General features: G+C 46.5%; 10 protein-coding genes and 1 pseudogene. 3 read left to right on the top strand and 8 right to left on the bottom strand.

What is annotated here, in order from left to right; genetic code table 11:
* Nucleotides 1-45: 45 nt before the first annotated feature.
* A complete protein-coding gene (locus tag T3H97_RS05350) occupies nt 46-837 on the top strand; it encodes an SDR family oxidoreductase (protein WP_328801912.1) in 792 nt (263 codons plus the stop codon).
* 116 nt (nt 838-953) lie between these two features.
* On the opposite strand, the gene T3H97_RS05345 is transcribed toward T3H97_RS05350, so the two are convergent.
* On the bottom strand, nt 954-1,736 hold the full coding sequence (locus T3H97_RS05345; protein WP_328801911.1) for a YwaF family protein: 783 nt from the start codon (nt 1,734-1,736) through the stop codon (nt 954-956).
* A gap of 140 nt (nt 1,737-1,876) precedes the next feature.
* On the opposite strand from T3H97_RS05345, the gene T3H97_RS05340 reads away from it, so the two are divergent.
* A complete protein-coding gene (locus T3H97_RS05340; RefSeq protein WP_025723740.1) occupies nt 1,877-2,089 on the top strand; it encodes a hypothetical protein in 213 nt (70 codons plus the stop codon).
* A 95-nt stretch (nt 2,090-2,184) separates the two neighbouring features.
* Here T3H97_RS05340 and T3H97_RS05335 read toward each other — a convergent pair whose 3' ends face one another.
* The 7 genes and pseudogenes from T3H97_RS05335 to T3H97_RS05305 all read right to left on the bottom strand — a co-directional run bounded on the left by T3H97_RS05335 (nt 2,185) and on the right by T3H97_RS05305 (nt 11,842).
* Nucleotides 2,185-3,456, bottom strand: a complete 1,272-nt coding sequence (locus T3H97_RS05335; RefSeq protein WP_103048996.1) for a methyl-accepting chemotaxis protein — start codon at nt 3,454-3,456, stop codon at nt 2,185-2,187.
* A gap of 252 nt (nt 3,457-3,708) precedes the next feature.
* On the bottom strand, nt 3,709-5,049 hold the full coding sequence (locus T3H97_RS05330) for a hemolysin family protein (protein WP_103048997.1): 1,341 nt from the start codon (nt 5,047-5,049) through the stop codon (nt 3,709-3,711).
* A gap of 141 nt (nt 5,050-5,190) precedes the next feature.
* The gene (locus tag T3H97_RS05325) at nt 5,191-5,850 is read right to left on the bottom strand and encodes an SGNH/GDSL hydrolase family protein (RefSeq protein ID WP_328801910.1); all 660 of its coding nucleotides are present in this window, start codon (nt 5,848-5,850) and stop codon (nt 5,191-5,193) included.
* A gap of 168 nt (nt 5,851-6,018) precedes the next feature.
* Nucleotides 6,019-6,936 (bottom strand): annotated as a pseudogene (locus T3H97_RS05320) (PD-(D/E)XK nuclease family protein).
* 116 nt (nt 6,937-7,052) lie between these two features.
* Complete coding sequence (locus T3H97_RS05315; RefSeq protein WP_328801909.1) at nt 7,053-8,363, bottom strand: galactokinase; 1,311 nt, start codon at nt 8,361-8,363, stop codon at nt 7,053-7,055.
* Nucleotides 8,364-8,552: 189 nt separating this feature from the next.
* Nucleotides 8,553-10,076 (bottom strand): copper amine oxidase N-terminal domain-containing protein, encoded by a 1,524-nt coding sequence (locus T3H97_RS05310; protein WP_328801908.1) that lies wholly within the window; start codon nt 10,074-10,076, stop codon nt 8,553-8,555.
* A gap of 101 nt (nt 10,077-10,177) precedes the next feature.
* Nucleotides 10,178-11,842, bottom strand: a complete 1,665-nt coding sequence (locus T3H97_RS05305) for a PucR family transcriptional regulator (protein ID WP_134903092.1) — start codon at nt 11,840-11,842, stop codon at nt 10,178-10,180.
* Between the two features lie 245 nt (nt 11,843-12,087).
* Here T3H97_RS05305 and ald point away from each other — a divergent pair, with 245 nt between their 5' ends.
* Nucleotides 12,088-13,218 (top strand): alanine dehydrogenase, encoded by a 1,131-nt coding sequence (gene ald, locus T3H97_RS05300; protein ID WP_103049003.1) that lies wholly within the window; start codon nt 12,088-12,090, stop codon nt 13,216-13,218.
* Nucleotides 13,219-13,222 lie beyond the last annotated feature (4 nt).

Below are 13,222 nucleotides of genomic sequence, written 5' to 3'. Positions count from 1 at the left end.
TAACGAGTCAGGTTTAGTTTATGAACGGAATGGGAGGAATAGTCAATGGCAGAGCAGAGATTGCAAGGAAAGATAGCAGTGGTCAGTGGTGGAGGTTCAGGAATTGGCAAGGCGACCGCGATCCGTTTTGCAGAACAAGGCGCCAAGGTGGTCATGCTGGATCGGACACCCAAGCATGCAGAGGAGACCAAAGCAATCATCGAGCAGGCTGGCGGCGAGGCGCTTGTACTGGAATGTGATATATCCAAGCCGGATATGATTCAGCAGGGGTTCGCTAAAGTCGTGGAAACGTACGGAAAGCTGGATATTGTGTTCGCCAACGCAGGCATTAACGGCACAATGGCCCCTATCGAGACACTGGAACTGGAGGAATGGGACCGCACGATGAACATTAATCTTCGCGGCACCTTTGCTACCGTTAAATATGCCGTCCCTTACCTGAAAGAACACGGTGGCAGCATTATCATTACCAGCTCCATCAACGGTAATCGAACCTTTTCGGGTATTGGATTCTCAGCCTACGCCTCCAGCAAGGCAGCTCAGGTTGCTTTTATGAAAATGGCAGCGCTGGAGCTGGCACGTTACAAAATTCGGGTCAACGCGATATGCCCGGGAGCCATCGACACAAAAATTGACGATAACACGTACCCTTCGGAAGACTTGAAGAAGGTACAAATTCCAGTCGAATTTCCGAAGGGCGGAGAGCATCCGCTAGAGGATGCCCCTGGTGAGCCAGAGCAGGTTGCCAATCTGGTCCTGTTTCTCGCCTCAGACGAGTCATCTCATGTATCGGGTACGGAAATTTATGTAGACGGAGCAGAATCACTACTGCGTTAAGTATTAAAATGGGGAACGTTATCCCCAGACGTACTACTGTTTAGGCATTCTTAGCAGCCTTATCCCTAGTTATATACTTGTGGAAAAGGCTGCTTTTATATGGCTTTACAACGACTTTATGTCGACCTGTCAGCACTATGCACAGCTCCTTTACGCGAGCGGACATACAGCCTGCCTCCCGGAAGCACCTCGAACAATAGCATCAGAAGAGAAAAGAACAGCAGTGCAATGAACTCTTCTGCCAGAATGTACAGAGGATATGGCCCCAAAACATCCAATATCGACGGTGTCGACGGCTTTCCGGCTAGAAACATGTAGTTAGCACCGAGAGCATCGTCTACCATCCACACCATCAGCGCCAGGCCATTCAGAAAAAGCATCACTCCTCCCACACTCTTCCACGTCGGTCGGAGTCCTTCTATCCAGGTCATATACAAGGCTGCCAAAATAATAGCACTATGAGCTATGAAAAAATGGATAAAACGATAATGCGGAAATGCGTATGCCAAATTAGGCGTGAGTACGGCTTGAAGCGCCCCTCCAATTCCGGCAAAAAGGATGATTGGATATAACGATCGGCTTCGAAAAATGAGCATCAGGATAGACAGCAGCAGTGTCACACTGCACAGTTCTAATGGCAGTGAGGTCTGGACATCCCAAATATGCTGCATCACATACCAAATATTCAGAGTCACCTCTGACAGAATGAGGACTGTAATTAACAACCAGCGAATTCCCTCGCTTATAGGCTTGTTCGACCGAATCCATCCCCGAGTCAGCCACAGCATCAAAGCGCATACAATGAGTCCCAATATAGCCAACCCATGTGACGGAGTAAAAGCCTCGAACCCTTCTGGCGCGTTGGCATCGAACCAAGGCCCTGACCACGACCTATCCATAGCTAGCCCCCTTTGATCTCTTTCTCTCTTCGTTGCATTCTATTCTATACCCAATAGCCGATGATGTTCTAGCCGTGTTTCTTGCTTGTTCCATACCTTACCTTTATGATAAAAGATATTATATTCAAAGGAGAACCCTCATGGCCATTAATCGCCGATTAATTACAGATCAGGATTTCAGCGAGGCACTGGAACGTCATCTGCGTGTCCGGGTATTTCAGGATGACCAATTGATTGGCTCTGGCGGAATCATAATCCGTTTTGACGATCAAACCATCGTCGTGCAATCCAGCGTCAGTGATCTGGCTTACCACCCCAGAAAACAATGTGAGTTTTTTGAAATTAAAAAATAGCCACTATACACCGGGGAACCATTTTGCTGCGTTTTCCGGTGTATAGCGGCTATATTTTGTTTGATGTATATATCATGCCTCACATGAGGGTTCTGTTATAGTTGCATTCCACGTGTTTTCATCATGAGTTTATTCGTAAGCACTTTCAAATCCTCGGAAGAAGACGAAATTTCCTGCATAATTGCTGTCTCCTCATGAGCAGCTGTATAAATTTTGTGAGCTCCTTCAGAGAAGGCCCCTGACATTTGCTGAATACGATGGATCTGCTCAAAGGTTTGATCTACCCGATTCGTCTGCTCCGTCACGGCTTCTTCCATTAAGCGGATGCTCTCGACAAATTCACGTACAATAGCGTTCAAACGGTTCAGCGTCTGATCCACAGAGCTTGTCCGTTCCGCCTCAGCACTGACCAACGACGTCTGCTGATGCATCAATTGCACTGTCTCTACGATTTGCGACTGCACACGGCTAACGATGGCATTAATTTCCTGCACAGACTCCGTACTTTGGGCGGCAAGTGCGCGAATTTGGTGAGCCACTACAGCAAATCCGTTCCCTTCTTCTCCCGCACGCGCCGCTTCTATAGAAGCATTCAACGCCAGCAGATGGGTCTGTTCGGCAATATCCTTCACGGTGCTTGTAATCGCTTCAATTTGGGAAGCTTCTTTTTCCAGTCGTGCAATCACCTGCTGCGAACGACCATGTGATGCTGTCAGCTCTCCCATTCCATCCATCAGGGATGAAAATACAGCCTGCGTCGAATCTACTGAATGCTCCATATGGCCTGACAGTTCCAGCATATGCCCCGATTTGCTACGCATCATCTTAAAATCGCCCAGCATTCGGTCTGCTGTTTTAATAGATTGGGCAGATGCTTGCTTTTGCTGCTCTACGCCATTCAATATATCTTCTACCACCGAAGACATGGACTCAATTTGTGTAGTAGCCTGCACAATAGCCAAGCTCAGATTTTCCGCACTTTGCGAAGTTGTTCTGGTGCTATACGAGATCTCATTGAACATATCTTTAATGTTCAGCATCATATGCCGAAATGCATCATACAGGACTTTGATTTCATCCTCCGAACGACGTTCAGGAATTACAACAGACAGGTTCCCCGCCGAAGCTTCCTCTGCCGCCTTTGCCAACCTAACAATTGGCCGTGTGAGTAATTTTGAGATCAACCAGCCCAAAATGCCACTCCACAGGACACCCAATAACAGAATGATCGAAGTGTACACCCATTCTTGTGTACCTTGAGCAAGCCAGTCCTTGAGTACAAAAATAAAAAAAGCGCTTGTTCCATAGGTTATTGCAGAAATTGAGACAAATGCAGTAACCATTTTCGTACCTAGTGACATCTTCATGTACTGTAGCCCACCCCAAAAAACTCAAATTTGATTCCATTTTACCATAAAATTGCTACATTTCTAGTAGTATTTTTCATAGACAGATATATTTATGAGCATAAAGATACAGAGTTTTAAGTCCCCTACCCTAACTACTGTTACCAGGCAGCAGCTTGCATCTTAAAATGGACGAATCGCGCTGCTACAAGCTTTACAGGCCATTCTTCACATTTTAAGCGAGCTGTTGCTTCACAAAGTCATTTTCCATTATTAAAAATCATTGTCATTTTTCTGTTCAACGGTTACTTTCTTAATCGCCTCAATTGTGTCTATTTGGTGACTGTTTTTTTCCAGTACAGTAAACTCCCATAAACCCATGGTCAGCTTGTCTCCTTGCTGGATATCAAAACGCTCTGAAAGCATCCATCCACCAATCGTATATACGTCCCCGGCCTCAATATCCGTCTCCAAGCGCCGATTGACCTCATGAATGAGCGCCTGTGATTTGAGTATGTAGCGATGATCATCTTTTTTTGTAATGAGTGGAGTTAACGCTGCGGGGGTTTCGGTGTCGGTATAGGAAGGAATGTCTCCAACAATCTCCTCCATAATATCCTCCAGTGTGACAAGTCCAGATGTTCCACCATATTCGTCCACCAGCACCGCTACTGGAATGCGTCGCTTTTGCATCTGAACCAGTAGATCCCGAGCCTGAACCGTCTCAATAACCTGAAGCACCGGGTGAATATAAGAAGCCATCGTCGTATTCCCTGTGCTATGCCCACGTGCCAAATCATGCAGGGCTTCCTTGACGCGAATCATCCCGATAATACGATCCCGGTCTCCATGTTCAGCTACAGGTAGAAAATTATAAACTTTGTCCTCGATCAGCTCCATAAACTCGGCCACTGTTGCCTGGTGGGAGATGGAACGGATGTGGATGCGCGGTACCATAATCTCCTGCGCTGCACGGTCGTCAAAATCAAATACATTGTTCAGATATCGATATTCTGTCGGTGTAATTTCACCACTACGAAAGCCCTCAGATAACGCCAAACGAAGCTCAGCTTCACTGAGTGCTGCATCTTCTTCAGATACCTTTTTGAGCCCGAAGAGACCCGTAATGACACGCGATGAACGACTGAGCACCCAATTCAGGGGATAGGTCATTTTATAAAATATCGTGATCGGACGGGCAAAAAACAATGCCATTGGTTCAGCAATCTGTATGGCGAATGTTTTCGGTACCAGCTCCCCAATGACCACCTCGAAATAGGTCAAGATCAGAAAAGCCAGCAAAAAGGAGAGCACTCCCGTCAGACCAGCCGGAATATGAGCCAACACAAACAGGGGATGTAGCAGATGTTCAACAGTAGATTCCCCTAGCCAGCCTAACGCCATTGAGGTTAATGTGGTTCCGAGCTGACAAGCAGATAAATACTCGTCCAACCGAGACAGAATGTTTTTAACAGCTTTCGCATTTTTGTTGCCTTCAGAGGCCAATTGATTGATGCGAGATACCCGCACACGAATGATGGAATACTCCGAGGCCACAAAAAAAGCAGTTAATGCGATAAGTAATATAACCAGAATGATATTTATCGTTTCCATAGCCCTCTCTTACTCCGTTCATAACGAAGCAAGAAGCACCCCCTTTGACATTCATTTTTGGATGGAACCATAACATAAGTAATGATGTCCATAATCGTGTATTACCCAAAAATGACAAGGAGTAGACTATGCATGACCCTGTTAGCGAATCGCCAGCGGACTCTTTTGTACGATATCTATCCATTGATCAGCTATCAACTGATGCCCAACCGCTGTCGGATGAACCCCGTCATGCAGCCAATAGGAGGCGTCCGCCTGGGTAGCGGCTTCGTTCAACATGCTCTGGAGCGGCACAAATACGGCGCCATATTCGTCTGCAAGCTGACGTACAATACGCTGATATCCCGTTATTTTTTCTTGCCAAATATCCCATCGCGCCTCGGTAGCTCCCGTTTTCAAAATAAACGGTTCACACAACACCAGCCCGATATCGGGCATCACTTCACGCGTTTCTTCCAGAAGGTGGCGATACGCTCGTTCAAATCGGTCCGTCACTCCGGACGGCTCCTGCTCCACGATCCGCCAGGCGTCGTTCACTCCGATTAGAATACTGAGCAGGTCTGGCTTCAGGCTAAACATGTCCTCATTCCAGCGTGCATACAAATCCGAAACTCGATCCCCCGAAATTCCCCGGTTCACAAATTCTGGCTGCGTGGTAGTCAAACGGCTCCCCAATGCACCTGCGATCAGATACACATAGCTCTGACCCAGCCAATGGTTCGCGTCCTCATTTCGTCCCCTTCCTCCGTCTGTTATAGAATCTCCCTGAAAAAGAATACGTGCGTGTTCTGTACTCGTCATCTTCCTAACTTCCTCCTTCGCATTTTCCAATAATACCCTTATCATACCTCGCATCTTCTAAATTATAAAGCGGTTTCAAAATATAGAAGAATTATAGATTTGCCATATGGCCGGATTCACTAGCTTTAAGTATGGTAGGAATCCGGGGGCAAAGGCGATCAAGTCATTTCACACCGCTCGGTACTTACACACCTCACGAAAATTACAGCCTCCGCACGCTCTGCGTGAAGGCATCGGAGTGAAGAAAGACTCGGGCTTGGGGCGGTTATAGTAATCGTCATCGAGACAGGACTTCATTTCATCGATGTATCGGCCGACATTACCAACCACTTTGTCGATATCCTCTTGCGCGGGACGATATACCTCATGCTCTCCTGTCATCAAATACTCCACACGTACCTCAATCTTCTCCAAAGGAAGCTGATAGTGCTCCTGCACGTAGGAAGCATACAAAAAAAGTTGGTCGGAAAAATCGCCTTCCTTGCCTGTTTTCCAATCCACGATGACCATGTCTCCATTGTCTCTACGGTAGAGCAAATCCATTTTGACATACACTTTCGTCTCATGAAGGAGCATCGTATCCCACTTCTCCACTTCGACAATTCGGGCCTTTCCCTGTTGCAGTTCACGCCAAACCGCAGTACGGTACAAATTGTGTATCACCGCGTGCTGCCGCTCCTTAATAAGGGCGATCCGTTCCGGAAGCACCTCGTCGTCGTAATAAACCTCCGCCAGCATGACGCGATTTTTCGGATCTTGTAGCCATAGCTCACGGTGCAGCGATTCCTTATAGCTGTCATTCAACATGTTCTTCATCGCTGTCTCGAGGTATGCTGTGCGCGGGATAGCCCCTTTTTCCATCCATCCACGTATGACTGATTCACACATTTGATGCGTGATATTCCCGAATAAAATATATAAGTTGCTCAGTTGCTTAAGCCGGTACAACGTAACTTGCTCTTCAGTGCCCTGCGCCGAATTCCAGCCATTATGCGAGCCGTAATAATGATAATAGTATTTGCGTTAGCATTCATCGAACGTTTGAGCCCTCGATTGCGAATAGGACCAGGACGGGTATATAGCCATGACAGGCCCTCCTTCATTAAAACTATCATCTCTTTATTATAACGCAAACCTCAGCTGTATCGGCGATAAAAAGGACGAAGACTTTAACCCATGGGTTAAAGTCTTCTACTGACTGACTAGTTTGTAGACTCGCAATGAGTCCGTTCAACATTGATCAAAGCACTAACATTAACGGCACCATCCTCACGGACGTTGACAACAAGTACCGGAGTTCCCAGCATTCCGCTGATCCACTCCTTATAATCATCCACATGATCATTCGGAAGAATCGTCAAGATGACACCAGCGAAGCCACCACCATGTACCCTGCATGCGCTGTTATCTATTGATTTTAAATACATTTCAGTTAAAGCCAGTGCAACCGATACGTCTTGTTCCCGCGCAATCCCACTTCTATATACGTTTTGGAGCCATTTCCATGAGGAATTACCAGATTCGGTAACGAGCCTCAGGAAATCAGTAAAGCGCCCCTCCTCCAGTGATTTCACCTGTTCATCCACACGTCTATTTTCTTCAAAAAAATGCAACGCCCGCAGTACTGCACGGTCTCCTGCTTTTTCCCTGACCATTTTAAGGTTGGCATATAGATCCTCTGGCAATAAGTCACGGCAAACCGAAGCGTCTAAAGACTGAGCCACTGTAAACATTTCGTTGGGCACCGCCGCATAATCATCCGTTAAATCAGCATGATTTCCGCCTGTATTGACAATAACGAGGGAATATCCGTTTTGTTCAAAATTCCAATGAACAGGATTTATGATCGGTTCCTTGGGATTTTCAAAGTCAATGGAAATCAAGCCGCCATACGCACAAGCCATCTGATCGAGCAGTCCCGACGGCTTGTTCCAATAGCCATTTTCCGCATACTGACCAATTTTGGATTTAGCAACAGCATCTAACGCTCCCTCGTTATAAAAATGATTTAATATCGTACATATCAACATTTCAAAAGAAGCGGAAGAGCTTAAACCTGAAGCAGAGAACACATTGCTTGATATATAAGCTTGGAATCCCCCGATACGGTATCCGAATTCAAGTAGACCAGCGGCAATACCACGGACCAGAAGCATCGTACTGTCATCCTCCGGTTTTGGCGACAAGTCGGTTAAATCGATGACGTACTTCGTCTTATAGCCTTCAGAAAAGAATGTAATTACAGACTCCTCCACTTTAGCAGCTACAGCGATGGTATCAAGGGTAATACTGCCTGCTAGCACTTTCCCGTGATTGTGGTCTGTATGATTTCCGCCAATTTCGCAGCGTCCCGGAGCACTAAACAGTTCAATGTCCCCTACACCAAAATGCTCCCGATACGCCTGTATAAGTGATTCATATCGAGTCGTTTGCTCAGAAATTTGCTGTTGACCATACATTCGGGCAAGCACCATTTGCCCCTTTCTGGAATTCAATAGTTCCATATCTTTCATTGTATATCCCCCTAATTGTATGTGTTTTACTATGCTGGAATGATACTATCATTATCTCAATTTTCCCTGTATAAAAGTATGGCACTTTTAAAATTTGTAAGCGCTTATTTTAATCGCTTTACTGAGCATTTTATCAATATAACTAAAAAAGAACCAGCCCCTAATTGGGCCGGTTCCTTGAATTTCTTTTTAGTCGCGTTTCAGTACATATTCTCCATCACTGTTACGAGTTACTGTGGCGCCAAGCGCCTCGGCAACTGATTTGAAAGGAACATACAATGTGCCATATTCATCCGTATATGGAGCTTGTGGCAGCGTCAATGTGCTTCCTTCCAATACAGCCTGTTTGGAGCCACTTTTCAGCTTAATCGTCTTACCTGTAATATCATCAATTACAGTAGTCTGTTTGGCAGCTGCATCCCATTTTAACTCGGAGCTCAGTTCGCTCGTCAGTTCACGCAATGGAATAAAGGCAGTACCACCACGATTCTCCAAGACGTAGTAATCGTCTTTAGGATCGAAAGTTGTTTCTACTTTTGTAATTTCCAAATCATTTTTTAAAATGTTATAGATCGGAGAATTCGCTTCAAAATTGCGCAGCGTCGCTCCCGGAGTTAATTCAGCTTGTTTATTCAAGTCAATAACACCGTTAGAAATATCCACTTTATCAGCCGTCACACTACCATTGACGTTCCAAGATTGAGTTTCGGTCAGAATTGTGAAGGACTTCACCGGAAGACCATCCACATCTGGCAAAGCAACCGTCAGGTCTGTTGCCGCTTTGCGAACATTTCCTTTTTCATCAAAATACATGTCGCTTTTCAAAACCGTGTTAGCACTCAGAACCGTTTTGATTTCAGGGGACTCTGTATACATGGTGCTAACTCCTACATCATACTGATCAACAGCTAGATCCAAATACTTTTTAACTTCGGTATAAGCCTCATTGACCATTTTTTCTTTGTTGGCACTCAGTTCCGCTGTTACTTTATCACTACCTTCAATATTCATGCCGGAAGCGATTGTCTTCGTCATATCAATGGCTTGCCCGATCAGCTCTTTCAAGCCTGCTTCATCCTTGGCCAGATTCGCCAGGAACGGTTTTACCAATGTTACCAGCTCATCACCACGAAGTTCAGCATGCAGATGGGTCAGTTTCACTTTGTCTTTTTCACCGTATACTTCCTCGGTTACAGACGTTGCAGAAATGGTCGAAGGGTTAGGCGCATGCTTGAGCATAAGTGCAGCGGCTGTTTTCGTCAGCTCTCTCACGTCTTTGGAATATACATACGGATCAAATCCAGCAGGCAGACCGCTCAAACTCTCTTGCGAGTTCAAAGATATGTAATAAGGTTTTTTGGCACCTTCCAGTTGAATAGCCAAACCTTGGCGGTCTAAAGCAAGTTCAAACGGCAAATTATACTTATCGATGTGCAATGTACCTTTGGCAGAGACAAGTTCCTCCGATTGTACTTTGGCTTCATCCACAGTGACGGAAATCGAATTAATCAAATCTACGATTTCTTTATCTCCTTGCGTGATTCCTTCTCTGGGAGTCAATTTAAGAGAGATTTTCTCCGTTGTCTGCTGGGATTTCACATCAAGTGTTCCCAATAAATTTTTACTTACATCAAATCCACCTACTGCCTGGCAACCTGTCAAAGCTACCATCAACAGAATAAGAGGGACGGCGATCCATTTTTTTATATTCATATTAATCCCCTTTCAAGATATTTCCGTAATCTCTTCTATTATCTCAGTGTTAACACGCATTGTAAATGAGTAGAATGGAAAATAGAACTAGTTATTTAGGATCAATTTTCAGCCTGAAGCATCCGGTAAGCCAGTAGTGCCATCTCCAGGCAACGACGTTTGTCAGGGTCTGCCAGATTTCCCTCTATGATTTCATTAATTTTATCCAGCCGATTATAAAGGGTCTGTCTGTGAATGTACAAAATTCCGGCGGTATCACGCTTGGAGCCATGGGATTGAAAATAGGCATCCAGTGTATCCAGAAGCTGCATATGGTGCTCACGATCATGCGCAATCAGCTCGCCCAAATGGTCCTCTACGAATTCTTGTAGAAAAGGAATGCGGGGCACCGCCTTCAACAACTGATAGATTCCTATGCTGTCGTAAAATAACCGATCCTTCATGACTGGGACGCTTCGTGCCACTTCAATGACCTCATATGCCTCTTCAAAACTGCGGTCCGTCCCCGTCATGCGATGCCTCACTTTACCAAAGCCTGCATGAATGCGCACCTTATCAAGCTGTCCTGCGGCATAGTTCTGAATATATTGAACTGTATGGGCAAGCACTTTTTTCATTTGCGCTGCGGAACGCAGTGTTAATTCCTCCTTGGCACAAAGGATGTAGCATTGACTTCCCTTCATCATCAGCAGGTTGTGCAACGTTTCCTTTTTCAACAATGAACGAAGCAGCACTAGCACATCCTGATTGATGGATTCCTTGCGTACCTGACTGGCATCCTTGTCCTGATGTTCTACCTCAATGACCCCTGCCCAAAATAAATACTGCCCCTTCGATAACAATCGCAGGCCCATCCGGGTCTGAGCCTGTTCTTCACTGGGAAGCTGTCCGCTCAGCACATCCTGAATCAATTCATTTTGATTACGCAGCAACCGGTCTTCAAGAAACTGTGTTCTCAGCACCAATGTAGCGGCTGCCTTGGCAGTGTAATCGAGTAGCAGTGACATTTCTTCCGTCGGCATTTCACTATGCAGCACCAAACCTACTGCGGAAAACACCTGACCGAAGCATACAACGGGCTGGAACAAGACGGCAGTGGATTCATTCAGGTGAAACAGCAGATGCCCCTCCCGATCGGCGGTCATACTAGATTCCACTTCATTGGCATAAAAATCTGCAATACGGTCTGCTAGATCCGGCTGGACGGAAGGTACGAATCGATTGGTTTCAATGGAAGACATGTAGATGACCTGCCGGGCTGCATAGTCATGAAGCACACGCAAAAGGGCGTTCATATCAGTGCTGCGTAAGGTTTCCTGCTGAAGCTGACGTGAAAATCGCTCTAGATCTTTTAGAAGTTCATGATGTCGGTTAATAAGTAGGGAATGAATATCTTGTGTAATTTCAACAAAACGCACTGGCTGCTCAAATACGATGACCGGGAAGTGATGTCGTTCCGCCAACTCCAGAATTTCAGAGGGGATTTCATGAATGCTCGTGCCCAGCTCCACACACAATCCTGCGGCTTCCGAGCGGATCAGTTGCTGCATATACTCGGCACGCTCTTCCCCCTTCCGGGTGAGCCACAGGCCGGTCGTCAAAATCAAGTCATGACGGCTCACAAACGGAGAAACATTTGTGATTTCTAGCACATGGACCCAACCCACACGGCGATGTACGCCCTGTTCCCCCGCCGCCAGCTTCGCCCGCCGGAAAACGGGACGTTCTAGCACATCCGCAATGGTAAATGTTTTTTTACCGTTCATCGGCATTCTCCTTATGTCTATGTCTTTATGTCATTTTATATGACATATATTCATCAAAAAGTCGAGCCTTTAAGTCAGATAATCCGACAAAATGTATGATGTCAAGGAGCTTCACCCCTTGTAAACTGTACCTAATCTAACATGAATTGCATTTATCGGCTTGAGTCCATGTAACTAATCGGCAGGGCTGCGCAAAAATGATAGTGTAATTTTCTTAACAATTATTTTTAGGAGAGGTGAATGAAATGAAAATTGGGGTTCCGAAAGAGATTAAAAACAATGAAAATCGTGTCGCTCTAACGCCAGCAGGTGCAGCTCAAATGATTCAACACGGACATCACGTATTTGTGGAAAGCCGTGCAGGTGTTGAAAGCGGATTTACGGATGGAGATTATGCCACTGCGGGTGCGACTCTTGTGCAGCAAGCTGCGGACGTGTGGTCCCAGGCGGATCTGATTATCAAGGTAAAAGAGCCTCTCCCCTCAGAATACGGGTATTTTCGACCAGGGTTGATTTTGTTCACCTATCTGCATTTGGCTGCCGAGCCAGCACTGGCCCGCGCTTTAACAGACAACGGCGTAGCCGCCATTTCCTATGAGACGCTCGATGTTGAAGGCAGCCTCCCGCTGCTTACTCCGATGAGTGAGGTTGCTGGTCGAATGGCTGTACAAATTGGAGCACAACTGCTGGAAAAACCAAAGGGTGGCAAGGGCATCCTGCTGGCAGGGGTACCGGGGGTCAAACGCGGTAAAGTGACCATTATTGGCGGAGGGGTGGTCGGCACCAATGCTGCCAAGGTCGCCATCGGTCTCGGGGCAGATGTGACACTAATCGACCTGAGCCTGCAAAGACTGCGCCAGCTGGATGATATTTTTGGCAATCAGCTCCATACACTGGTGTCCACCCCGTCCAACATTGCTGAAGCCGTGGCGCAAAGTGATTTGCTGATCGGTGCTGTCCTGATCACTGGTGCCAAAGCTCCGCGGCTCGTAACGGAAGCCATGGTACAGACGATGCAGCCCGGCTCTGTGATTGTGGATGTCGCCATCGACCAGGGCGGCATAGTCGAGACGATTGACCACATCACCACACACGATCAGCCTACCTATGTGAAGCATGGCGTCATTCACTATGCGGTAGCAAACATGCCGGGCGCGGTACCGCAAACCTCGACGCTCGCATTGACGAACGCGACGCTCCCCTTTGCTCTCCAGCTCGCAGATCTGGGTGTGCAGGAGGCGCTTCGCAGAAGCAAGCCGCTGCTTAGCGGCACCAATGTCCTGAACGGACATATTACCTACGCAGCCGTCGCACGTGATTTGGGATATCCTTATGTTCCCGTGGAACAGGCATGGCAGGCAAAAGCCTTACAATAGAATA

It is taken from the genome of Paenibacillus sp. LX16 (assembly GCF_036252815.1).
GTDB classification, from domain to species: Bacteria; Bacillota; Bacilli; order Paenibacillales; family Paenibacillaceae; genus Paenibacillus; species Paenibacillus polymyxa_B.
This window is presented reverse-complemented; position numbering and strand designations above follow the sequence as displayed.